This window comes from Paenibacillus sp. FSL K6-1217 (genome assembly GCF_045040735.1).
Taxonomy (GTDB): Bacteria; Bacillota; Bacilli; order Paenibacillales; family Paenibacillaceae; genus Paenibacillus_AQ.
Window position 1 is genome coordinate 7,280,945 of record NZ_CP150271.1, and the last position, 25,014, is coordinate 7,305,958.

Below are 25,014 nucleotides of genomic sequence, written 5' to 3' on the forward strand. Positions count from 1 at the left end.
GTTCTCAGCGGATGAGATCTGATTATAAAGGCGGTCGCTAACGCTCCTACAGCTCCAAACGTTCACTCCGCTTTCCGCACCCGGAGCGAAGCTCAGAGGCATAGACTTAGAGTTAGTTGTATTCTGTGCATTTAAAAGGTGCAATTAGAGGGAGTGAGGTCGTATAACTGTAGTCTGTACAACTAAATTTGCCCTAAAAGGTCATATCAGCTTAAAAGTAATAACATAAGTGTACAAAGTACAACTAAGTTGATAATCAGAGGCTACATTGGCTAAATAGTTGTATAAAGTGCAGTTAGGCTGTCCGGCGGGCTAACTGCCGCGTGAGCGGAAGGGCTCACGATTAGGCTCAGCCTCTGTTACTATTTGTCACACAGTGGCAAAAGATTCCTTCAGCGTAGCAACTGTGAGCTGCTGCAGGGAAGGGACAACGATCGTTGCTCCGCCTAGCGTCTCGGGTGAGCCGATGCCTACGCTGCGCATACCGGCGCGGGAAGCGGCCAGGATACCGGCTGCGGCATCTTCGAAGACGACGCAGTGTGCGGGAGCGGTGTTCAGAGCCTTCGCACCCAGCAGGAAGACCTCGGGATCAGGCTTGGCCGCGCTGGTATGCGTGCCGTCGATGATGGCATCGAAGTACGGGGTCAGCCCGGTATTGTTCAGGATGGTCATCGCGTTCTTGCTGGCTGAGCCGAGGGCGACCTTGATGCCGGTTGTCCGGCATTCCTTCAGGAAGTCCAGGGCGCCGGGCAGAATCTCCGAGCTGTCCATCTTGGCGATATACTCGACATAGCGGTTATTCTTCTGCTCTGCCAGTCTGGCTTTGTCGTCTTCGCCAAGCGTGATGCCGCCAATCTCCAGCAGGATATTCAGCGAGGCGGCGCGGCTGACCCCCTTGAGCCGCTCGTTATCCTGCTCGGTGAAGACAAATCCAAGCTCTTCGGCCAGCTCCCTCCAAGCAATATAGTGGTACCGGGCAGTGTCCACAAGAACGCCGTCCAGATCGAACAGGCAGGCTTTGATTTCTGACATGTTTTGAACCTCCTAAAATGATTAGTGAATAAATAGATATGGGCAACCCGCCAAATGGGCGAGAATCCTGCAAAAGGTGCAACATTCCTGTGCGAATTAGATCCGCGCTCGCGGAAATCCTGCACAAAGTACAATAATCGGTGAGAGTTGCGCGCCAAATGGGCGAGAATCCTGCAAAACATGCAACATTTGTCTGAGAATCGTGCCCTGGTGGCGGAAATCCTGCAAAAGGTGCAACATTTCTCTGCACAGGAGGGCAGGCTTAAGAGTAGCATCGAACATCCCAAAGTGTGTATCAGTCCCGGAGCTCCAGCCTCCGTATCAGTCCCGGCGCCAGCGCTAGTACCAGCGCTAACGTCAGCCCAGCTCTATCACCAGCCCCAGCCCCAGTATCCGTATCAGTCCCGCCGCCAGCACTTGTACCAGCGCTAACGTCAGCCCAGCTCTATCACCAGCTTCGGTATGGCGCCGCCCTCAGTCCCAGCGCCACATTAGCACAGGGGAACTCCGCCGCCAGCAACATTCTAATACATTAGCGCAAACGTTTGAACAAAGCTTCAAAAAATAAATGAAGCGAACGTCTGCTTCATTCATTTTCTTGTACATGCCTTGCATTTCTTCTACATGACTTACCAATTCCTTCTAAATTCCTTGATTTCCCGGAGTATGCATAGAGGACTCCCGTACGATTAGACGGTGGGGAATCACAAAACGGTTCGTATATCCGTCCTGATTATCCGGCTTCTGGATGTTCTGGATCAGCACCTGTGAGGCCGTATAGCCTAGATGATAGATTCCGATATCAATACTGCTGATCGGAGGACTGGACAGCTCGGACAGCGGGATGTTGTTGAAGCTGACAATTGCCAGATCCTCGGGGACCTTATACTTCAGCTCGTTCAATCCGCGGAGTACGCCGAAGGAGACCATATCATCCACCGCGACAAGTGCTGTCGGGCGGTTCGGAAGATTCATGAAGAAGGACATCGCCCTATAGCCGCTGTCCTGCAGGAATTCACCTTCGACGATCCATTCGTCCTTCATCTCAAGGCCCTTGCCCTGCATGGCCTTACGGTAACCCTCCAGCCGGTCGCGCGATACGATAAGGTTCGGCGGGCCGCTGACGAAGCCAATGCGTTCATGCCCCATGGAGATGAGGTGATTCGTCGCATCATAGGCGGCCATGATATTATCATTGTCCACTGACAGAATATCCTCGTAGCGGTCGCTCCGTCCTACCAGGACAAAGGGATAACCGCCTGACTGCAAGAAATCGATCACCGTATCGTCTTTACGGGAATAAAGCAGAATAACGCCGTCCACGCGGCGTCCCTTGAGCAGACGGGAGACAGCTTCAAGCTCCTCCTTCTCGTTCGCCCCCGAGCTAATCAGCACATCATAGCCGGAACGGCTGGACTGCGTGACGATCCCGCGGATTAATTCCATAAAAAACAAATTGGAGAACAGCTCTTCGGCCGGTTTCGGAAGAATGATACAGATACTGTTAGTGGTCTTGGATACCAGACTTTTGGCCATCATATTCGGGGTGTAGCCCATTTCTTCCATAATCACTTTGACCTTACGGGAAGTTTCTAAGCTGATTCTGGGATGGCCTGACAACACCCGGGACACCGTGGAGGGAGAGACTCCCGCTTTCTTGGCTACGTCCTTAATGGTAACTGTCATAGAAACCTCCTAATGGAACCGTTTGCTTTACACAGTAATATTAATCGAAGTGGGGTTGATTGTAAATAGAGAAACCACGCATGGGACGTAATCCCGCACTATATAGGCTCTTGGAGCCGATCAGCACTGCTGCATGGGACAATGTTAATCTGAAGAGGGCATAAGAAAATGCGCAAAACTGTGCAATATGTGGGAGTTATTTGTGCAATTAATGTGCAAAAAACATCGGATACCGCTCCTTAATCATTAAAAAATTAGTGGTTGACAATTACTTTGCCGGGAGATTAGTATGTTAACAAATTGCAGCAAGCGTTTACAAAAGCTTATTTTATGCAGGATTCAGCAAAAATCATGAGGTTCAAGCCTGGTTTGATCCTATGCTATCCAGCATTAAGTAACTCCGCTTTATTTTGCAAACGTTTGCGCAAGATTGTTCTGATTCAATTGTTTTTCAACATCACATTAATGGGGGGATTAACGTACATGAGATTAGCTGTACAGGCAAGAAAGACCGGTATGATCCTGATGATTCTCGCTCTGATCTGCTCGGGTCTTGGCATCGGTCCGGCCAGAGTCAGCGCCGCGGAGGTTAAAGCGGTCCTGGTTGGCGATCTGCAGACGAAGTTCACCGGGCTGGCCCCGGCGGAGACGAAGGACTGGAATGAGACCTCGACGGTAACGGAGATGACCTACAAGGGAGAGGGCTTGTACACATTCACCGGCACCCTGCCCAAAGGGACTTATGAGTATAAAATAGCCCTCAACCATGGCTGGTCAGAGAACTATGGCTCTGGCAGCTATACCGATCCGAATGGCGTGGATGCCGGGGGCAATATCCGGATTTCGTTGACCGAAGAGACCCGTGTGACTTTTTATTATAATGACCTGACCAAGGCTATAGCGGATTCTACGTATTATTCTCCGCTTGCCGAGGATCGTCTGCCAAGAGTGACCGGCAGTCTTCAGACTATGCTCGGCGATGCGGATAATCACTCCCCGGCAGAGGCGGGGACGCTGCTTAGCGATCCCGATCTGGACGGAGTGTATGAGCAGACCGCGCTGCTGCCGGCGGGTGAGTACACCTACCAGATTTATATTCCGGGTGCTGAGTCCGCAGAGGGTACAGCCTACCCGGAACCAGCACAGGAGCTTAAGCTGCCTGCGAAGCTCCCGGTAACGTTCCAATATCATGCAGACAACCATAGCGTCTCTGCCCGCTATACGGCCCCTGCTGATCCGGGGACGGTAATGCCTGTTCCGGCAGGGCATCTGAGAGTTCATTACCACCGTGCTGACGGTGATTATGCCAATCAGGGTCTATGGACCTGGGGAGAGGTGGCTTCCCCGTCCGCGAACTGGCCGAAGGATGCGGTTCCCTTCCCTGAAGGACAGACAGATGCCTATGGCGCTTATGTCGACCTGCCTGTCAAGGAGGGGGCGAAATCGGTCTCCTTCCTCGTGGTGAACCGAGTAAGCGGCGTGAAGGAGATGGAGAACGGGGACAAGACATTCCTGATCGGCACTCCAGAGACCAATGAGGTCTGGATCAAGGAAGGATCTAATCTGGCCACGCCTTACGAGCCTGTGTCTCTCCCGGAGAACACAGTGCGGATTCATTATTCGCGGGCCGATAACAATCAGAGCCAGTACGGCCTGTGGCTGTGGGATGATGTGGCAGCGCCGTCCGACGGCTGGCCCAAGGGCGCAACTCCGTTCACGCCGGAGCACCGGGATGCCTATGGAGCTTACGTCGACATTCCGCTCAAGGAGAACGCGAAGACGATCAGCTTCATCGTCATGAAGCCTGCCAGCGGTGACAAGGACGGACCCCCAGGCAATGAGAACAAGAGCTTTGCTCTGCTGGACCGCTACAATCAGCTATGGGTGAAGGAGAATGACCCGAATGTCTATACTTCCCCCTTCGGCGAGACGCCGGTCAGTCTGTTGTCGGCTGAGATATTGTCTGCCAGCAAGCTAATGCTCGGCTTCACCTTGACGGACGGGCTGGACCCTGCTGCGCTGAAGACCGCTATTACCGTGAAGGATGCGGAAGGGACAGCCATTCCGGTCACGGCGGTGACGATTACGGGCGGAGGCACGCTGGAGGTGGCTACCGATGCTTTTGACCTGGGCAAGCTTCCGCTCAGTGTAACTTACGCCGGCACAACGGTATCCGCTTCCACCGGCTGGAGAATGATCGACGAGATGTACAATTATACCGGAGATGATCTGGGAGCCACGTACCATCAAGACGATCATTCGGCAACGCTGAAGCTGTGGGCGCCGAAGGCCAGCTCGGTAACCGCTGTGGTCTACGATGCTGCCGACGCTGACCTCACGGTCGGACACGTGGAGCTGACCCCTGGTGAGAAAGGCGTCTGGTCGGCCCGGCTGACGGCTGGTGATCTGGAAGGCGCACCCGGCGTAGATGACGTTAAGGGCTTCTACTACCAGTATGAGGTGACGAATAATGCAGTAACCCGGCAGGTGCTTGATCCTTATGCCAAGTCGATGGCGGTGTTCACTGTGAATACGGCGGGGGAAGCAGGTGCAGGCGGTGATACGGTCGGCAAGGCTGCGATTGTCGATCTCAGCACAACGAATCCGCCGGACTTCAAGGCGGCAGCTATTGCCGGTTACGAGGAGCGCGAGGATGCGGTCATCTATGAGGCCCATATCCGGGACTTCACCTCTGACCCTGCGATTCAGTCCAGCCTGGACGGGGAGCGTTGGGGGTCTTATGCCGCTTTTGCCAAAAAGCTGGATTACATCAAGTCCCTTGGGGTGACTCATATTCAGCTGCTGCCGGTCATGGCCTGGTATTACGGGGACGAGACCCGGATGGACGCGCGGGAGCTGGATTACTCGGCCCAGGGCAATGAATACAACTGGGGGTATGATCCGCACAGCTATTTCTCTCCCGATGGCGCTTATTCACAGCGTCCGGCTGACCCGGAAGCGCGGATCAGAGAGCTGAAGGGCCTGATTGATGCGGTGCATGAGGCCGGAATGGGCGTCATTCTTGATGTTGTATACACTCATATGGCCAAGAAGGAATTGCTGAACGATATCGTGCCGGGCTATTATGCCTTCCAGGACGCGCACGGTAACTTCATCGGCGGCTTCGGCAACAATCTGGCGACCAGCCACAAGATGGCCGAGAAGCTGATGGTAGATTCCGTGAAATACTGGTTCCAGGAGTATAAAATCGACGGCATGCGCTGGGACATGATGGGCGATGCGACCGCGGGCTCGGTTCAGGCGGCTTATGACGCTGCGGCGGCCATCAATCCTAAGGCGCTGTTCATCGGCGAAGGCTGGGTGACCTTCGGAGGCGATGCCTCCGAGCCTAATCTCAAGGGACAAGGTGCCGACCAGAAATGGATGGACAAAACGGATAGCGTCGGCGTATTCTCCGATGAATTCCGCAATGAGCTGAAGTCCGGCTTCGGCTCGGAAGGAGAGCCGCGCTTCATTACCGGCGGCGCGCGCGATCTGAACACGATCCTGAAGAATATCAAGGCCCAGCCATCCAATGTTCCGGCGGATGATCCGGGCGATATGGTGCCTTATATCGAGGCACATGACAATCTGACACTGCACGATGTCATTGCCTTAACGCTGCGCAAGAATCCGCAGCTTGCGGAGAATGAGCTGGAGATCCAGAAGCGGATCAGGCTCGGCAATCTGCTGCTGCTGACCTCGCAGGGTACGGCATTCCTGCACGCAGGGCAGGAGTACGGGCGTACGAAGCAGTGGATGGCGGCAGGCGTTCCCCAGCAGAAATATACCGAGGTCCGGGATGACAGTGATCAGTCGGTCAGTTATTTCATCCACGATTCCTATGATTCCTCTGACGCGGTCAACAAGTTCGACTGGGCGCAAGCAACGGATGCAGTGAAGTATCCGGTGCAGAATGAGACCAGAGCTTATACAGCGGGGCTGATCCAGCTCAGGAAATCGACTAACGCCTTCCGGCTGGGCGATACAGGGCTGGTGAATGCCAATGTCAAGCTGATCCAGGCTCCCGAGATGCAGCCGCAGGATCTGGTGATTGGCTATACGAGCAAGGCCACAGACGGAACCGGCATCTATTATGTCTTCATGAACGGCGACAGTAAGGCAAGAACCCTGACCTTACCGGAGGATCTATCCGGGGCTGAGGTCGTAGCCGACAGTGACCAGGCCGGTACAGCGGCAATTGCGGCAGCTGATCAGAGCGGCTTCCGCCTGAACGCGGAAGCGATTACCATCGATCCGCTTACCTCGGTGATCCTGCGCAAGGACGCGCCGGCAGCAGTGTTAACCAAGCTTGCCGCCGACAAGTCTGCCTATACACTGAAGGCGGGCAGCACACATCAGGCGTCAGTTACCGCCACGTACGATGACGGGGCTGCCAGTACAGTGACCGCCAAGGCACAGTATGTATCGGATAAGCCGGACATAGCCACGGTTACCGGCAAAGGGCTGATCAAAGGGCTGAAGGCGGGGACGGCCAACGTTACGATTACGTATGGCGGATTGTCTGTCCAGGTGACTGTTGAGGTAACGGCTCCGCCGGTGGACAGCAAACGGTATGTGCAGTTCACATACACCCGTCCTGACAAGGAGTATAAGGGCTGGAGTGTGTGGCTCTGGTACACCGGGGCCACCGATGGCGAGGTGAAGCTTCCCGAGCCTGAAGGTGATTCCGCAAGCTCAAGCGTATTGATCGAAGTGGGCAAGGAGGCCACCCGCGTAGGCTTCGTGCTGATCAAAGGCCTCGACTGGGCGGACAATAAACAGGATATTGCAGAGGACCGCTATATCGAGCTGACGCCGGGCGAGCTTTTCAGCAAAGTCTATGTGACCAGCATGGTCCAGGAGCTTGCGGTGGTACCAAGCATAGGCGGTCCGCTCCTGCAGGGAGAAGCGGTTACGTTCCTCTACCGGGATGATGAGCTGTTCCGCAGCTGGGACATGTCCGCAATCACAGAGATGAAGGTGAAGGTGAATGGAACCGAGTATCCGATGACGTATGACCCGGCCAAGGAGTGGTTCAGCTACCGGCTGGAAGGTTTGCAAGAAGGCACTTATAAGTATAGCTTCGTTGTCAGCAAGAACGGTGTTACCCGTGAGCTGACGGACCCGCATAATACGGTGAACGGCGAATCCGTGATCCGCTACCACAAGCCGGAGGTGCAGATTACGGCAGAGGCCAGTCCGCGCGCGGTCAGCTTCAATGAGAATGCTGTGGTTACGGTCAAGGCGGCTTCCACGGAGGAGGTGTCCTACACGGACGCTTATCTGGATCTTACTGAACTGGGCGGACCATCCAAGGTCAAGCTCGACACAGAGCTGATGCAGCAGACCGTATCGGTGAAGGCGGATGTGACTGCCGGGCTTAAGGACATTCCGGTTGTCCTGGTGGACCAGTATGGCAATGCGCACAGACAGACGGCTGAGCTTGAAGTCAAGGCCAGAACCTACAGCGGCGCCAAGGCCGATTTCGACTGGGACGAGACGCGGATCTACTTCGCGCTGACCGACCGCTTCAAGGATGGCGACCCCTCCAACAATGAGCAAGTGGACAAAACCCATCCCGAAGCGTATCATGGCGGCGATTTCAAAGGGATGATCAGCAAGCTCGATTACCTGGAGGAGCTGGGCATCAACACACTCTGGATTACGCCGGTTGTCGACAACATCGATTTCAACCAGGGGACCAGCTTCGGCGGCAAGCAGTATGCCTACCACGGGTATTGGGCCCAGGATTTCACCAAGCTTGACGAGCATTTGGGCGACATGGACACCTTCAAGGAGCTGATTGACAAGGCACATGACCGGGGGATCAAAATCATGGTCGATGTCGTGCTGAATCATACCGGCTACGGGCTGAAGGAGAGTGACGAACAGCCTGGAGTAGCGGCAGAGGATAAGGCGCGGTTCGCAGGTATGCTGCGCACAGACGGAGTGCAGGCGGACAAGGATGTGATCAAAGGCGAGCTTAGCGGGCTCCCGGACTTCCGCACCGAAGATCCTGTTGTACGAGCCAAGCTGATCGCCTGGCAGACCGGCTGGCTGAATAATGCACGTACAGCGCGCGGCGATACGATTGACTATTTTCGGGTGGATACGGTGAAGCATGTGGAGGATACCACCTGGAAAGCATTCAAGAACGCGTTGACCGCGATCGATCCAGGCTTCAAGCTGGTGGGCGAATACTTCGGCGGAACCGCAGACAATGACGGCGGAACCCTCCAGAGCGGCCAGATGGACGGCTTGCTGGATTTCGGCTTCAAGGAGCAGGCGAAGCGGTTCACCGGCGGAGCCGTTAACGCTGTTGATGCTTACCTGCAGGAGCGCGAAGCGAAAATCAGCAATACGCGAATGATGGCGCAGTTCCTGAGCAGCCACGATGAGGACGGCTTCCTGTCCGAATATCTGGACGGGGACAAAGGCAAGCTCAAGATTGCAGCTGCCTTGCAGATTACCGCCAAGGGCCAGCCTGTCATCTATTACGGGGAAGAGCTGGGCCGCTCCGGCAAGAATGCGGGCAATATGGCTGAAGGCGAGTTCAGCGGGAACCGCGGGGATATGCCGTGGGACCAGCTTGCTGCCGAGCAGGATCTACATGATCACTACCAGAAGCTGCTGAAGATCCGGGCGGACTATTCCGAGGTGTATGCCAGAGGAACCTACAGCAAGCTTGCCGGCTCCGATGAGTCCGGGTATCTGGCTTTTGGCAAGCAATATGGCAAGACGGATATTGTGACGGCTATCAACACTAAGGCGGAAGGGCAATCCGTGGAGATTCCCGTTCCGTATGCCCCTCTGTCTGCCGTGAAGGATGAATATAGCGGTACACGGTATACGGTATCGGCTGCCGGGAAGGTTGTTATTGATCTGCCGGGCAGAGACGCTGGCGGTACCGTCATTCTGTCTGCGAAATCCGAGGTGGTGGTGCCGTCGCCAACTCCAACACCGACGCCAACAGCGACACTGGCACCTTCACCGACGGCAGCAGCAGAATCCGGGGGGGCTCCCTCTGTGAAGCCTGCGCCAAGTGCAGTGACAGTTCCGGGGACTACCCAGGAGATCAGTGAAGCGCAGCTAAGTGCAGCCAAGGATGGCCGATTGGAACTGCGTCTGGAAGCGGGCAAGAATGCGCTGCTACTGCCGCTCCGGGCAGCCAGCTTATTAGATAAGAATGAACTGGTCATTCACTCGGAGGGGCTGTCCGTTACGCTTCCGAATGCAGTGTTGGCTGATATAGAAGCAAAGGGACAGGGGACAGATGCAGCAGGCTCACGGATTCTGCTGGAGCTTGGCCTGCTGGGACAGGATGCAGCGCAGGAAGCGGTCAAGCGAAGCAGCAAGGAGAGCATGGCGGTGGCTGCGGCATCTAGAATCTATGAGCTCAAGCTGGAGGTGGTCAAGCAAGACGGCACCCGCCTGCCTGTAACCCTGTTCAAGCAGCCGGTGATTCTGTCACTGAAGCCTAAGGGCAACCCGGTGAAGGACTGGACAGGTGTGTTCAGTATCGGGGACAATGGTGAGCTGCGTTATATGGGAGGAGCCGTCCAGTCGGACGGGTCTTATATAGCGGCAGTTCCACATTCCGGCAGGTATGCGGTGCTTGAGGTTCATATCGTCTTCAAGGATGTGCCTGACGCCCACTGGGCGGCCGCCGCAATTACATCACTGGCTGCGAAGCAGGTCGTTACCGGAGTGAGCGCTGCGGCCTTTGAACCGGCACGGAAGGTGACGCGTGCGGAGTTCACAGCTCTGCTGATGCGGGCCTTGGGACAGTCCGGGCAAGGGCAGACAACGTTCGAAGATGTGCAATCCGATGCGTGGTATGCTTCTTATGTTGAGGCAGCAGCAAGACTGGGCATTGTCAATGGACGCAGCCGCAGCGCCTTTGCGCCGGATGCGGCCATCAGCCGTGAGGAGATGGCCGTGATGGCTGTCCGTGCCCTGGAATTCAAGCAGGGAGAGAAGCTGGCAATGGCTGCGCAACCGGCTGTGTATGCAGATGCTTCGGGCATTCGTGAATGGGCGAAGGCTTATGTCAATGCCGCTACAGCGCTGAAGCTTGTAGAGGGCAGAGAACAGCGGCAGTTCGTCCCGCAGGGACCACTGACCCGGGCGGAGAGCGCGCAGGTGATCTATAACCTGCTCAGCCAGTAACATGTATATCTAATCGGCTTCATAACGAAACAGGGTATTCCGCCAGCCTTACGGCTGCTGCGGAATACCCTGTTTGTGTTGCCGGTAATTGCCGGTGTATGAAGTGAGTCACTCAACATTGCGGCAATATACAAAGGCAATCTGAAGTTGAAATTCAAGGATAAATGTATTTTGTGCAATTAAAAGCCGTGAAAAAGAAGGATTTCCTCTTCTAACTGTATTCCGTACAACTAAATTAGCCCGAATGGGAAGAATCGAAGAATAGATGGAAGTTTAAGTGTATGAAATACAACTATCCCGCTCAGACGTGGATCATTGGACGTTTTAGTTGTACAGACTGCAATTAAGTGTAACATTTCGCCATGTAGCCTAACTGAGGCGCGGCAATTCCTCAAGAAGCGATTGGTTAAAGTAGTCACGCAAGTATGATTGTGATGTTCCCCTAGGACAACTTGGCCTGAAGCACGGCGAAGCCGTATGCAGGCAGCCTCAGCGACAGCTTGCCGCGTTCGGCACGGAGCGCTTCACCGGTCCACAGGTTCTCCCAGTCACGTTCCTGGACATCCAGCCTGAAGGTCTGCACCGTCTCCTCCGTATTGATCAGCACAATGACCAGATCATCGCCCAGACTGCGCTCGTAGGCCAGCTTGCTGCCCCCGGCTCCGGCCTCCAGGAAGGTGAAGCGTCCGCTGCGCAGCGCCGGGTGGGCGCCGCGGATTTCAATCAGCCTGCGGTAAAAGTTAAACAAGTCACGGTCCTGCCGCTCCGGGTTCCACTCCATACATTTACGGCAGTCCGGGTCCCCGCCGCCGTCCATTCCGATCTCATCCCCGTAGTAAATGCAGGGCGTGCCCATGAAGGTGAACTGGAACAGTGCGGCCAGCTTCATTTTGTTCTTATCGCCCCCGGCCACAGTCAGCAGACGCGCAGTATCATGGCTGTCCAGCAGATTGAAGGCGACCTCGCTGGCCTGGAGCGGATACCGGGACAGTTGTCTGCCGATCGAATGGGCGAAGCCCTCGGCGTCCAGCGTACCGTAGACGAAGAAGTCCAGCACCGCATCCGTGAACGGATAGTTCATGACGGCATCGAATTTGTCTCCTTCCAGCCAAGGGGCCGATTCATGCCAGATCTCGCCCAGAATGTAAGCCTCGGGATTCGCGCGCTTCACCACTTTGCGGAAATCACGCCAGAATTCGTGATCCACCTCGTTGGCCACATCCAGACGCCAGCCGTCGATGCCGACCTCCTTGATCCAGTACTCGGCGACCTTCAGCAGATATTCCTTCACCTCAGGATGCTCCGTGTTCAGCTTCGGCATCAGTGGCTCGAAGGCGAAGGCATCGTAGGTCGGGATGTTGTTCACCACCTGGAGCGGATATTCCCGGATATGGAACCAGTTCTTATATTCCGAATCCTCGCCCTTCTCCAGCACATCCACGAACGGGGCGAAGGTACGGCCCGCATGGTTGAATACCGCATCCAGCAGCACACGGATGCCGCGCTCATGACAGGCCTCGACCAATCTTTTCAGCGTATCTACATCACCGAAATGCGGATCGACCTGCATGTAGTCCTCCGTGTCGTATTTGTGGTTGGTGGTGGCTGTGAAGACCGGTGTGAAATAGATGCCCGTGATGCCCAGCTCCGTCAGATGATCGAGATGGTCCATGACACCCTGCAGATCTCCGCCGAAGAAATTATCCGGCCGCGGGGTTCCGCCCCAGGGCTCCACATTGGCAGGGCTTATGCCGGGATTGCCGTTCGCGAAGCGCTCCGGGAAAATCTGATAGAACACAGCATCCTTCACCCAGGACGGAGGCGTGAAGACATCACCGCGGCTTATGTAGGGGAATTCGAACAGCCGGTTGGGGTTCGCGGGACGCTCCTTCTGGAAGTCACTTTCCGTCATCCAGATCCGTTCGTGGCCCTGCTGTAGCAGGAAGCCGTATTTCAGCCTGCGGTAGAGCGGAACCGATTCGCATTCCCAGTAATCGAACATCGCATCGGAGGTGAACAGGGTCATCGGGATCAATTCCTTGGTCGTGTCCCAGGCATATTTATCGCCCGCCCAGGCGAAGACCTCAGTCAGATCCCCCTTCTTGGCCCGCAGACGCAGGTGGATGGTGTTGTGGTCATAGGCATACGACCAGTTCAGACGGGGACGGTGATACACGGCTTCTAGTAACATAATAATTCCTCCCAGATTTAGATTAGATAAGAAGCACTAAAGACATTAACAAAAAGCAAAAAGGAGCGGAGGGGAAATTTGGAACTGGAGGAGCGGTAGCGTCCGCCTGAAAGCTTTCCGAAGGAAAGCTCGCATCGTAAGCAACAGCTGTATTTGGATTTCTACTGCGTGGAGCGGTTCTAATCAGGAAATCCAAATTGGGCAGCGGCCGGAGGGCCAAATGTTCACCGCAGTGACGACAATGCTTCAAGTTCAATTCTTAAGTGCAGCTTATCTTGCTAGATTACGCACCCGATTCTGCACACAACAAAATAGGCACAACCGCCGGGTATTACGCCGAGGTTGTACCTGATAAGGAACAGTGCCTTTAAATTATGTGAAGGATAGGGTGGTTCGTGATGGTTTGGATTATAGCATGGAATAAAATGAGGTTCAAGAGGTTTGTACAAACAGTTGCACAAAGATTTATCAACGGGAAACCGATTTCCAATGTCTGTAAATTGATAAGATTTAGCGTTTTTACAACTTTATTCGCCTAATTACGACAAAATATGCAGGATTTAATTTTTAAAATGAAGTAAATCGAAGTTATTTAAAGTAATTATGCGATAAGAAGAGTAAAATTAATATTTTCAATGTTAAATGGCTAAATATTAGTGAATTTACTGTGTGCAAACGTTTTTACAATTACAAGTCTGCTGATGTATTATGGATTCAGGAATGAAGCGCTTTCTAAACCGGGTGTAACGTATTCGGAAGAAACAATTGGATAATGCAGAATTTTTTTTGAATCCTCTGAAATCGTTTGCGCAAAGTGGGAAGCACCATCGTCAAAGGAAGCACCATCGTCAAATTAAGTGATATACACACACACAGGAGGGGTTAAAAGGAATGAATCTCAAAAAACTTATGGTTCTCACCGCAGCATGCTCGATGGCCATGTCAATTACGGCATGCGGCTCAAACAACAATACCGGGGGAAATGCAGCGGCGACGAATGCTCCTGCCGATAATGCAGCGGCTACGGATAATGCCGGGGGCGGCAGTGACAATGCTCCGGCAGCGGGTGAGATCGTCCCTGAAGAGGGCGCTTCCCTTGTGATCTGGGAGAGTAAGGAAGAAAGACAGTTCGCTGAAGAAATCGCCAAGCAGTTCACTGCCAAGTATAACGTCCCTATCAAAATCGAAGAGGTTGCCCCGCCGGATCAAGTCGGCAAGCTGACCCAGGACGGTCCTTCCGGTCTGGCCGCTGACGTTATCGTTATTCCTCATGATAATCTCGGCAAGGCGGCCAGCGCGAGTCTGCTGCTCCCGAATGATATCTTCGGGGAAGAGACCAAGGCCGAGAACACCGAGGCTTCCATCGTGGGTTCATCTTATGACGGTGAGCTGTACGGCTATCCGAGAGCGGCGGAGACCTATGCGCTGTTCTATAACAAGTCCCTCGTAAAAGAAGCACCGAAATCCTTCGACGACGTTATTGCCTTCGGGAAAACGTTCACGGATAAGGCCAAGAACCGGTACGGCATTATGTGGGAAGTCGGCAACATGTACTTCAACTACCCGTTCATCGCCACTACCGGCGGTTACCTGTTCGGCAAAGACGGTACCGACAAGGACGATATCGGCCTGAACAATGAAGGTGCGATCAAAGGCCTGACGGAATTTGCGAAGCTGAAGGAAGTATTGCCGATCAAGAGCGGTGACATTAACCCGGATATCAAACGCAGCTTGTTCAACTCAGGCGATGTAGCCATGGACATTACAGGACCTTGGGAGCTTGCCGGATACAAAGAAGCGCTGGGCGACAACCTTGGTATCGCGCCGGTTCCTACCATTGACGGCAAAACGGCCATTACCTTCTCCGGGATCAAGATCTTTACCGTCAACGCCTACACGCAATATCCGAATGCGGCTAAGCTCTATGCACACTTTGCTTCCGGCAAAGATTCGCAGCTGACGCTTAACAAGCTGATCGGTTCCGTACCAACGAACAATGAAGCTTTGAAGGACCCGCAGATTACGGGTGATCCGTTCGTATCCGCTTTTGCCGAGCAAGCCAAGAACTCCCAGCCGATGCCTTCGATTCCTGAAATGGGGAACGTCTGGAGCCCGGTGAATGCAGCACTTCCGGCCATCTGGGATAATAATACCGATCCGAAGGCAGCCATGGACAAAGCAGTAGAACAAATCAAGGATTTGAACAACGGAGCTTCGGCCCAGTAATCACACAACCATCAGCTTACCGTGGAATTAGAGTTGCCCGCCGCATAGTCTGCTGCGGGCAGTTTCCTTGAATTCCGCACGGAGAGGAGAACGGAAGGGAAATGCAGCGACACAAAGCGAGAGCTGGAATACTGTCGGCCATTTTTATGGGATTGGGACAAATATATAACCGCCAATTCATCAAAGGGCTTATGTTCATAGCTGTAGAAGCTGTGGCACTTATCTATTTCATTAGCAATCTGGGAAGAGCCTTCTGGGGGATCACCACACTCGGGGAATCGCCAAGCCGTCTGGAAAAGGTAAAGGGGATTGCCAAAATGGTTCCCGGAGACCATTCCATCGTCATTTTGATTGAAAGCCTCATCACCCTGCTGTTCTTTGTGTTATTCCTGATTGTCTGGTACATGAATATTAGGGATGCCTATAAAATCGGAGCAGAACGCGACAACGGCCGTCCATCGCATACATTCAAGCAATCTGTACGTTATATTCTCGATTACAAATTCGCCCAGAGCTTCTTGCTGCTCCCGGGTATGGGCATTCTGTTCTTCACCATTATGCCGATCATCTTTATGATCATGCTGGCTTTTACCAACTATGCCGCACCGAATCACATTCCTCCAGCCAAGCTCGTAGACTGGGTAGGTCTAGAGACCTTCCGCAACCTGCTGGTGCTGAAATCCTGGAGCCATACCTTTTACGGTGTACTTACCTGGACCATCATCTGGGCGGTTCTGTCAACGATAACTACTTATTTCGGCGGGATGCTGGTCGCCCTGCTGATTAACCAAAAAGGTATCCGCTTCAAAGGCATGTGGAGAATGCTCCTGATCATCCCTTATGCCATACCGCAGATGATCTCGCTCCTCTTGATGCGCAACCTGTTCAACGGGCAGTTCGGACCGATCAACCAGTATCTCGGCTTTTTCGGACTGGATGGATTGCCATGGCTGACTGATCCGTTCTGGGCTAAGGTTACAGTCATTGTCGTGAACATGTGGGTGGGTATCCCGGTATCCATGCTGCTGATTATGGGGGTGCTGACCACCATTCCGCGCGATATGTATGAGGCGGCTGAGGTTGACGGTGCGACCAATTATCAGAAATTCCGCATTGTCACTCTGCCGATGATCCTGTTCTCCACCGCGCCTACACTGATTATGCAGTTCGCCGGTAACATCAACAACTTCAATGCGATCTTCCTGCTGACGGGAGGGAACCCGGTGAACGGGAACTACCAGTATGCGGGCTCAACGGATCTGCTCGTTACCTGGCTGTATAAGCTGACGCTGGATCAGAACAAGAATAATATGGCGTCGGCGATTGGGATCATCCTGTTCATTATTGTTGCCGGGTTCTCCCTGTACAATTACCGCCGGACCAAATCGTTCCAAGAGGAGGACATGATTCAATGATCATCGGACGCAAAGCTGTGAACTTTATTCGTCTGGCCCTAAGCTACATTGCTCTGGTTGCACTGGCGATTGCTGCAATCTATCCGGCACTCTGGATTCTGCTTGCCTCCTTCCGGCCGGGTAAATCCCTGTACAGCAAGACGCTGATTCCCGAGACATTTACCCTCGCTCACTATAAGGAGCTGTTCACCTCACCGGTCTATATGTTTGGCACCTGGTATGGGAATACGCTTAAGATTGCGGTGTTCTCGATGCTGATCGGTGTGGTGCTGACGCTGTTGACCAGCTATGCCTTATCCCGGTTCCGGTTCAAAAGCCGCAAGACCACCATGTCCACACTGCTGATTCTCGGGATGTTCCCGGGCTTCATGAGCATGATCGCCATCTATCTGCTGCTGAAAGAATTCAATCTGCTGGATACCCATCTGGCGCTGATTATCGTCTATGCGGCCGGAGCGCCGCTTGGTGGAACGCTGATTGCCAAGGGCTTCCTGGACACGATTCCGCGTTCGCTGGATGAGGCGGCGCGGATTGACGGAGCGAGTAACTTCGGGATTTTCACCCGGATTATCCTGCCGTTGTCCCGTCCGATGATCACCTATATAGCGCTGACCCTGTTTGTCGGCCCATGGGTGGATTTCATCTTCGCCAAGCTGATTCTGCGGACCAAGGAGAACTGGACGGTTGCCGTGGGGATGTGGGATATGGTCAATACGATGCAGAATTCCAACTTCACGCTGTTTGCGGCGGGTGCCGTGTTGATCTCCGTACCGATTATGATTCTGTTCGGCTTCCTGCAGCGCCTGCTGGTTGACGGGCTGACTGCGGGAGCAAGTAAGGGATAGGAAATAGTAATTAGACAATGTATGTACGAATAACGGGTGCGGCCTTGAAGCAGTTCTGAGGGGCTGCACCTTTCTTTTGTGGAGAAATCGTGATCTGTATGATAAGGGGAGAATGTAATGAAACGGCGGCGATTCATTAATTTCAGCTCGGTTGGCGTCAAGTTATTCGTAATTCTGTTCTGTACTATTGTCCTGTTGTCCTCCGTTCTAGGCTTAACCTCCTATTATGCGGCAAAAGGGATCATTACCGATGAGGTGGCAGCTGCCTCCTCACAATCCATTGTCCAGGCGGCGGACAAGCTGGATTTCCTGTTCGCTGAATATGAAGCGCTCTCCAGGCAATTTGCCGTAGATCCGGCGTTAAAGGCTGACATGGAGACGGTTAATCTTCCAACCGCCGGTACGGTTGCGCGGGCAGCCGCAGAGGACCGGATACGCCGCAAGCTGGACTCCGTGAGAGGATCGGATGAGCGGCTGCTGGGTGTCCGGCTGGTCGCAAGAAGCATGGTGGACGCCGAATCCTACAAATCGACGGGGATTAGCGGTGTGCGCAGTGATGAAGGCATCCTTGCCAGGGTGAAGGAGATCGATAACGGCAAAGGCAATCCCGTGTGGTTCCCCGTCCGGGCTAAAGGCTTCTTCGACTCGTACAGCCAGTCCGCTATGACGATGGGCCGTCTACTACGGAATATTCAGAATCCGGCCGCAGAGTACTACATGCTGATTGAGGTGAAGGGTCAGGCGCTGACGGATGTGCTGTCCAATCTGCATATCGGGCTGGGCGGTGAGATCCGCATCCTCGATTCTTCGGGCCGGGTTGCGTACAGCGCGGACGATGCGCTGCTCGGGCAGGCTTCTTACATACATACCGGAGAGTTGAAATCCGGAACGCAGAAGGGTGAGGAGCAGCAGCTGCCGGGGGCAGGGAAGAGTGAGGAGCCGGAGCAGTCTGGAGCACGGAAGAGTGAGGGAAGAGGGCAGTCGTTCACTGCCGGGGATGAACTGGGAAGTCCGCAGCTCGTAGTCTACCAGCCACTGAGTACAGCGGACTGGACGCTGCTGGGTTATGCGCCGGTAAGTGATTTTACCAAATCTGCCGACCGGCTGCTCTACATTACCCTGCTGGTAGTCTTGGCCGCAGCCTTGATTGCTCTGATCATCGGCTATGTTCTGGTGCGGCTGATCGGCCGTCCGCTCGGCAAGCTGGCCCGGCTGATGGAAGAGGGCGAGCGGGGCAATCTGCAGGTGCGGACCAGCTTCAAGGGCCAGGATGAGATTGGGCGGGTGGGCCACAGCTTCAACCGGATGATGGAGCAGATCTCCCGGATGGCCGGGCAGAGCAGCAGCTCGGCTGCGGAGGTGCTGGCGACCTCGGAGCAGCTCGTTGCCGCTTCCGGCGCGATCAGCAGCCAGGCCAGTGAGGTTGCAACGGCTACCGGCGAAATCGCCGGGGGCGCAGCCAGTCTGGCGGCCGAGGCCGAGAGCAGCCACGCTAAGGTGGAGCTGATGGGCGGCAAGACCGGCGAAGTGGCAGAGAAGAATGCAGTTATGGCAGCATCCGCAGAGAAGGTCATGGAGGTCAGTGACCAGGGAGCGGAGCGGATGAAGAAGCTGGTATCACAGAGTGAGGATGTGCTGAAGCTGATGGACCTGATCCAGGAGAATTCAGCCATGCTGCGGGACAGCACGGTGCTGATCCGCAGCATCCTCTCCCCGATGATTGCGATCAATAAGCAGACGAATATTCTGGCGCTGAACGCTTCGATTGAAGCTGTACGCGCCGGTGCTGCCGGGAGAGGCTTCATTGTTATTGCCAACGAGATCAGAGGACTGGCCAATCAATCGAGTGAGTCCATCGCCTCCGTCTCCCGGATTACCGAGGAGATCAGCAGCCATATCGAGAACACAGTTAAGGTTGTGGGTGAAGCTGCGCCGATGTTTGACAACCAGCTGGCCTCGGTCCGCGAATCCTCAATCATCTTCGAGAGTGTGAGAGCCGAGATGGAGGAGTTCAGCGGGTATCTCGGCCAGTCCTCGGCGGCGGTCTCCGAGCTGGCCGAATACCAGCAGCAGCTTGGACAATCCATGGCCAGTGTGATCTCGGTCGTGCAGCAGACCAGCGCTTCCACAGAAGAGGTAGCGTCCATGTCCTCTCAGCAATTCACCATCAGCAGGGAACTGGTCGCCCTGTCGGGCAAGCTGGAGGAGCTGGCGGAGCAGCTGAAGCAGTCGATGATTTCTTTTCAGGGCTAAAGGGAAGAGAAATGAGTCGTGGCGGGGGAGGAAGCGTATTGCGGGAACCTGCGCTTTTCTATAAGATGGATGAGGTTAAATGTAGGATATCCTGAATACTGAAGGTGATGTCATGGACAAGCATTTATTTCTGAACGGGGGCGGTCCGCCGTTTACCCATGGACTGGCACGGAGGTTCGTAAGCACGATGACAGCAGCCACAGAGCCTGTCGCTGTGTTATTTGAAGAAAGGGAAGACTGGCCGGATTATATGCCTGCTTATATGCAACCGCTGGCTGACGCGGGAATAGCTGAATTCTGTTATCTGCCGCTGAAGTCTACTGAGGTGAATACTGCTATCGAGAGCCTCCGGGCCTGTGGCGGGATTATCATCGGGGGCGGGGATACGGATCTGTATGCCGACCTGATTGTGGATACCCCTATCGGTGAGGTGATCCGGCAGCGTTATGAGTCGGGAATACCGGTTGCGGGATTCTCGGCAGGAGCGCTGATTAGCCCGGAACGGTGTGTAATTTCCGCCAAGGATAATGAGAGCAGACAATTCAAACACCGCAAGGGCCTCAATCTGATTCCGGATCTGCTGCTATCCGTCCATTTCACCCAGTGGGATGAGGAGGAGCATTTACGGACAGCGGTCCGTACCCTCGGCGAGCTGCCGAATTACGGAATTGACGAAGAGACCGGCATCTATCTGCTGAACGGACAGCCCGAAGAGATAGAGGGCGGCGGGGTGTATAGTCTGGTGAATGGAACATTGACAAGAATCCACTGAGGATAATGAGCGGGAGCAGAGGGCACGGGCCTTCTGCTCTTGTTTTTTGTGCGGGAATAAAATGGATAGGTGAGGGGTGTGTGCCGAATGTAATCGGAAAACCGAACACAATGTGGCGGCGCATAGGCTGGGTATTCGGGCGAGTAGGTGTGCGGTTGGGGAAGGGTGAAACCCGCTTCTTGTCCCGGCTGCGCTCAAGCGATACACTTGTGCTATCAATACTGGCAGAGGGGAGGCGGCGGTGTGGCAGAGATGAACGGGAGTCTTTTTGAGCAGGGATTGCTGGAGCGGGATTATAGCCCGCACTTTCTGGCTTACTACTACAAGCAATGGAACAATTATACGATGGCTTACCATCATCATAACTCCACGGAGATTATGTACCTCATCTCGGGCAGTTGTGTGGTGGAGGTGCGGGATGAAGCGGGCGGTGATAGGCCTTACCGGCTGAAGCGGGGAGAGATGATTCTGCTGGATGCAGAGGTGCCGCACCGGCTGATTGTCGAAGAAGGCACCTCCTGCCGGATGCTGAACGTGGAATTTGCTTTTACGGAATATGGGGGTGTAGTCCCGTCCATCGGCAGGTTGGCCCGGGAGGAGGAGGTGCTCGCCGAATTGCTGCGCCATCCCTTCGACAGTCTGGTGTTGACAGATCAGGAAGAGGTCTTCCATGTGCTTAAGGCGCTGGTGCTTGAGTTGGATCAGCGCGGGCGCAAGGGGAGCAGTATGGTGCATCTGCTATTCTCGGAGTTGCTGCTGCGGCTCGCCCGTCTGCGGGGAGAATCGCTTCCGGCCAGCCAGCAGCCCTCACAGCTCTATGTGCGCCGGGCCATCGAGTTCCTGCACCAGAATTATGACCGGAGTATTAAGGTCGAAGAGGTTGCACTCTCCGTGAATGTTCACCCGGGCTATCTGCACCGCATCTTCCGGGCACACACGGGACAGACCCTGACGGATTACCTGAATGAGCTGCGTATGGAGAAGGCCCGGATGCTGCTGGGGCAGGGGGAGATTCCGGTCGCGGAGATTGCCGATTATGTAGGAATCAGCAGCAGGCAGTATTTTCATCTCCTGTTCAAGAAGTATTCCGGCTGTACCCCTATTGAATACCGCAACTCTATCCAGCGCCATTACTGGAGTGAAGAGTAGATTCGTGTTCACCCGGACATGGGTACTCTGTACAGAAAGTTAGGATTGTTGACAGGTTACCTGCAAAATGGTCATGATATTGGTTACGCTTCCGGCAGCCCCCTTGTTACAATGGACAGGAGTCAACAATTCATTGCCGGAGGATGATCATGATGTCTTTTAAAGTAACTTTTATCGGGGCGGGCAGTATCGGATTCACCCGGGGACTGTTGCGCGACCTGCTGACGGTGCCGGAATTCCGTAATATTGAAGTTTCCTTCATGGATATAAACAGCCATAACCTGGACATGGTCACCGAGCTGTGCCAGCGTGACATTAAGGAGAACGGTTTGGACATACAGATCTCTTCCACCACGGACCGCAGGGAGGCGCTGAAGGGGGCCAAGTACGTATTTTGTACTATCCGTATGGGCGGCCTGGAGGCCTTCGCCACCGATGTGGATATTCCGCTGAAGTATGGCGTGGACCAGTGTGTAGGAGATACGCTGTGTGCAGGCGGTATTATGTACGGGCAACGCGGGATTGCGGAGATGCTTGAGATCTGCCGCGATATCCGTGAGACAGCCGCGCCGGATGTGCTGCTGCTGAATTACTCGAACCCGATGGCTATGCTGACCTGGGCCTGCAATAAATACGGCGGTGTGCAGACCATCGGGCTCTGCCATGGCGTGCAGCATGGACATTCGCAGATCGCCCAGGTGTACGGCCTGGAGAAGTCGCAGGTGGATATTATCTGTGCCGGAATCAATCACCAGACCTGGTATATCTCTGCGAAGCATGAAGGCAAGGATCTGACGGCGGGTCTGCTGGAGGCCTTCGAACAGCACCCCGAGTACAGCCGTACCGAGAAGGTGCGGATTGATATGCTCCGCCGCTTCGGCTATTACAGCACGGAGTCGAACGGTCATCTGAGCGAATATGTCCCATGGTACCGCAAGCGCCCCAGCGAGATCATGGACTGGATCGATCTGGGCGTGTGGATCAACGGGGAGACAGGCGGCTACCTGCGGGTCTGCACGGAAGGCCGCAACTGGTTCGAGACGGATTTCCCCAACTGGATGAAGGACCCGGCGCTGGAGTACATCCCGGAGAAGCGCGGCGAGGAGCATGGCTCGTATATCATCGAAGGGCTGGAGACAGGACGCGTCTACAGAGGCCACTTCAACATGGTGAATAACGGCGTAATCTCCAATCTGCCGGACGATGCCATTATCGAAGCGCCGGGCTACGTGGACCGCAACGGTATCTCGATGCCGCTGGTTGGTGACCTGCCCCTCGGACCGGCAGCTGTCTGCAACGTCAGCATTTCTGTGCAGCGTCTGGCAGTGGAAGCGGCAGTGCATGGTGATGACAAGCTGCTGCGCCAGGCATTCATGATGGACCCGCTGGTCGGTGCCGTCTGCAATCCGAAGGAGATCTGGCAGATGGTCGACGAGATGCTGGTCGCCGGGGAACAGTGGCTGCCGCAGTATAGCGCAGCGATTGCTGAAGCGAAGGAACGGCTCGCCTCCGGCGATCTGATCCCGACGAATGCAAGCAACGAAGGCGCCGCCCGGCTGAAGGTGAAGACGGTGGACGAGATGATGCAGGACCGCGAGGCTGCAAACAAGAACGCCGGGGAATCCGATAAGGGCAAGGACCGCGAGAAGGTGCAGTAAGCGGAGCAGGCATAAGCCAAACAAAGCGAATAATCATTATAATAAAGGGCTGTCCCGAAAGTCATGCAATGGCTGCTTGGGATGGCCCTTTAATTTTGGCATAGGTGGAGGTTTAGTACGACGGCACGCGGGCCAAACGTACGCGAAATACCGAACACAATGTGGTGGGAGCGGGCACGCAGGCCAAATGTATGCGAAATACCGCTCCCCTTGCCCTGACGGGGGGGAATAGGTGGATTTTGGACACTTGCTAAGAAGCGAATGGATGATTCTCCAGTAACAGTTGGAAAAATAGCACTTAAATGTTTGCATAGCGCCCAGTAGCAGCGAAATCGGCACCAGCAGATGCTGTTTTTCCACTTGTTTCCCTGTAAAGTTCAGAAGTTGTTCAACTAAGCTGCATTTTTCCACTTGTTATCTGTCGTGTTGTTAGCTGCCGTGGCAATGTCTATTGAAAGGGTGTAAACCAGCCCCTCACTCCCGAATCAGCTTCTCCTGCTGCAGCCGGATGATTTTGCGGCGGACCGGCAGACTGATCCACAAGAAGAACAGGCCCAGAAGCACAACAGACACTCCCACGATGAGGTTGATTTTGTAGATGTTAGATGAAGTGTTCAACATAATCAGCATGATATTGAAGGAGCCGATGATCAGCTCAAGGAACGCAAGGGACAGATAGACTTTATAGATTCTCTGATAGTGTTTGATTTTGGAATCCGTATCGGTGTAGATCTGGAAGGGGCCTTCCGAGGCTTTCCTTCTGAAGAACACCCAGCGCTGGTTCATAAATGCACGATTGGCCTTGGTGGGGGTCCCGGACGGCACACGCTCGGCTCCGGTCTCCTCCATGAATTGCAGATAGCCGGCAGCCTCCTCCGGGTCCTTCTCCAGCAGCTCAATCCGGTAAATATACTCTCCCTTGGCGCTCTCTTCGAACACATAACGGGCCCAAGAATGCTCCACCAGTGCCCATCCCTTGGCCGACATTTGATTCAGCCACGCTTCTTCCTTCTCGTAATCCATGAAAAATTTGCGTACTACCTTACTCATTACTCTTCGCCTCCCATTAGCTTTCTTCCATTGGTAAGCAGCTCGTCAAGCCGGGTCATTTCACTCCGGACTATCAATTTGCCAAGCTCCGTAATCTGATATTCCTTCTTGCGCGAATCCTCTCCGCCTGCCAGCAGCTTGATCCAATCCCGCTCCACCAGCGTGCTTAACGCCCCGTATAACGTGCCTGCACCCAGCTCCACGCGCTGATTGCTCAGCAGCTTCACATTCTGCATAATGCCGTAGCCGTGCATCGGGGTGAGCAGTGACAAGAGGATATAATAGACGCCTTCGGTCAGCGCCCCGTATTCATTGTTTCCGGACAATGCCATCACCTTCCTTGTCTTGCATTTGTGCGTCTTCCGCCGAACGGGATTCCAGATACATCATTTACCGTTATACCATTCAGCGTTATACCTATTGACGTTATATCGTCAACCGATACATTGATTATATCGGCGGGCGATATAATAGTCAACAGGCTTTTGCAGCAAAGTCGATCTCAGCCCACCCAAAAAATCCCCCGCTACCGTTCGCACGGTATACAGGGGATCATCTTCACAGT

The 25,014-nt window shown here is 54.3% G+C and carries 13 protein-coding genes; 8 read left to right on the forward strand and 5 right to left on the reverse strand.

The window, feature by feature from the left end; genetic code table 11:
• Window positions 1-369: 369 nt before the first annotated feature.
• Window positions 370-1,032: a beta-phosphoglucomutase gene (gene pgmB, locus MHH28_RS31875; protein WP_405109693.1), complete on the reverse strand. Its 663-nt coding sequence runs from the start codon at window positions 1,030-1,032 to the stop codon at window positions 370-372.
• 642 nt (window positions 1,033-1,674) lie between these two features.
• Window positions 1,675-2,718, reverse strand: coding sequence for a LacI family DNA-binding transcriptional regulator (locus MHH28_RS31880; RefSeq protein WP_405109696.1), 1,044 nt, complete (start codon window positions 2,716-2,718; stop codon window positions 1,675-1,677).
• 483 nt (window positions 2,719-3,201) lie between these two features.
• Between MHH28_RS31880 and MHH28_RS31885 the strand changes: the two genes are divergently transcribed.
• On the forward strand, window positions 3,202-10,890 hold the full coding sequence (locus tag MHH28_RS31885) for a pullulanase (RefSeq protein ID WP_405109699.1): 7,689 nt from the start codon (window positions 3,202-3,204) through the stop codon (window positions 10,888-10,890).
• Between the two features lie 442 nt (window positions 10,891-11,332).
• Here the strand turns inward: MHH28_RS31885 and MHH28_RS31890 are convergent, their stop codons facing one another.
• A complete protein-coding gene (locus tag MHH28_RS31890; RefSeq protein ID WP_405109702.1) occupies window positions 11,333-13,081 on the reverse strand; it encodes an alpha-glycosidase in 1,749 nt (582 codons plus the stop codon).
• An 891-nt stretch (window positions 13,082-13,972) separates the two neighbouring features.
• On the opposite strand from MHH28_RS31890, the gene MHH28_RS31895 reads away from it, so the two are divergent.
• From MHH28_RS31895 to MHH28_RS31925, 7 genes are all read left to right on the forward strand, one after another.
• Window positions 13,973-15,307, forward strand: coding sequence for an extracellular solute-binding protein (locus MHH28_RS31895; protein WP_405109705.1), 1,335 nt, complete (start codon window positions 13,973-13,975; stop codon window positions 15,305-15,307).
• 101 nt (window positions 15,308-15,408) lie between these two features.
• Window positions 15,409-16,722: an ABC transporter permease subunit gene (locus tag MHH28_RS31900; protein ID WP_405109708.1), complete on the forward strand. Its 1,314-nt coding sequence runs from the start codon at window positions 15,409-15,411 to the stop codon at window positions 16,720-16,722.
• Entirely contained in the window at window positions 16,719-17,567 is an 849-nt protein-coding gene (locus MHH28_RS31905; protein ID WP_405109710.1) for a sugar ABC transporter permease, read from the forward strand. Before MHH28_RS31900 ends, MHH28_RS31905 begins: the two co-directional genes overlap by 4 nt.
• Before the next feature lie 117 nt (window positions 17,568-17,684).
• Window positions 17,685-19,820, forward strand: coding sequence for a methyl-accepting chemotaxis protein (locus MHH28_RS31910; RefSeq protein ID WP_405109713.1), 2,136 nt, complete (start codon window positions 17,685-17,687; stop codon window positions 19,818-19,820).
• 112 nt (window positions 19,821-19,932) lie between these two features.
• Window positions 19,933-20,592, forward strand: coding sequence for a Type 1 glutamine amidotransferase-like domain-containing protein (locus MHH28_RS31915; RefSeq protein ID WP_405109716.1), 660 nt, complete (start codon window positions 19,933-19,935; stop codon window positions 20,590-20,592).
• Window positions 20,593-20,844: 252 nt separating this feature from the next.
• Window positions 20,845-21,741 carry an AraC family transcriptional regulator gene (locus tag MHH28_RS31920; protein WP_405117364.1) on the forward strand — a complete coding sequence of 299 codons (897 nt, stop codon included), beginning with the start codon at window positions 20,845-20,847 and terminating at the stop codon, window positions 21,739-21,741.
• 152 nt (window positions 21,742-21,893) lie between these two features.
• Window positions 21,894-23,399 (forward strand): alpha-glucosidase/alpha-galactosidase, encoded by a 1,506-nt coding sequence (locus MHH28_RS31925; protein ID WP_405117365.1) that lies wholly within the window; start codon window positions 21,894-21,896, stop codon window positions 23,397-23,399.
• 474 nt (window positions 23,400-23,873) lie between these two features.
• Here MHH28_RS31925 and MHH28_RS31930 read toward each other — a convergent pair whose 3' ends face one another.
• Window positions 23,874-24,449, reverse strand: a complete 576-nt coding sequence (locus MHH28_RS31930; RefSeq protein ID WP_405109719.1) for a DUF2812 domain-containing protein — start codon at window positions 24,447-24,449, stop codon at window positions 23,874-23,876.
• Window positions 24,449-24,781 (reverse strand): PadR family transcriptional regulator, encoded by a 333-nt coding sequence (locus tag MHH28_RS31935; protein ID WP_405109722.1) that lies wholly within the window; start codon window positions 24,779-24,781, stop codon window positions 24,449-24,451. The genes MHH28_RS31930 and MHH28_RS31935 overlap by 1 nt, the downstream gene beginning before the upstream one ends.
• Window positions 24,782-25,014: the final 233 nt, after the last annotated feature.

Coding starts and splice junctions, on each gene's coding strand:
- MHH28_RS31915 (WP_405109716.1), top strand. CDS start 19,933: ATGGACAAGCATTTATTTCTGAACGGGGGCGGTCCGCCGTTTACCCAT.
- MHH28_RS31910 (WP_405109713.1), top strand. CDS start 17,685: ATGAAACGGCGGCGATTCATTAATTTCAGCTCGGTTGGCGTCAAGTTA.
- MHH28_RS31935 (WP_405109722.1), bottom strand. CDS start 24,781: ATGGCATTGTCCGGAAACAATGAATACGGGGCGCTGACCGAAGGCGTC.
- MHH28_RS31880 (WP_405109696.1), bottom strand. CDS start 2,718: ATGACAGTTACCATTAAGGACGTAGCCAAGAAAGCGGGAGTCTCTCCC.
- MHH28_RS31885 (WP_405109699.1), top strand. CDS start 3,202: ATGAGATTAGCTGTACAGGCAAGAAAGACCGGTATGATCCTGATGATT.
- pgmB (WP_405109693.1), bottom strand. CDS start 1,032: ATGTCAGAAATCAAAGCCTGCCTGTTCGATCTGGACGGCGTTCTTGTG.
- MHH28_RS31895 (WP_405109705.1), top strand. CDS start 13,973: ATGAATCTCAAAAAACTTATGGTTCTCACCGCAGCATGCTCGATGGCC.
- MHH28_RS31905 (WP_405109710.1), top strand. CDS start 16,719: ATGATCATCGGACGCAAAGCTGTGAACTTTATTCGTCTGGCCCTAAGC.
- MHH28_RS31900 (WP_405109708.1), top strand. CDS start 15,409: ATGCAGCGACACAAAGCGAGAGCTGGAATACTGTCGGCCATTTTTATG.
- MHH28_RS31920 (WP_405117364.1), top strand. CDS start 20,845: ATGAACGGGAGTCTTTTTGAGCAGGGATTGCTGGAGCGGGATTATAGC.
- MHH28_RS31890 (WP_405109702.1), bottom strand. CDS start 13,081: ATGTTACTAGAAGCCGTGTATCACCGTCCCCGTCTGAACTGGTCGTAT.
- MHH28_RS31925 (WP_405117365.1), top strand. CDS start 21,894: ATGTCTTTTAAAGTAACTTTTATCGGGGCGGGCAGTATCGGATTCACC.
- MHH28_RS31930 (WP_405109719.1), bottom strand. CDS start 24,449: ATGAGTAAGGTAGTACGCAAATTTTTCATGGATTACGAGAAGGAAGAA.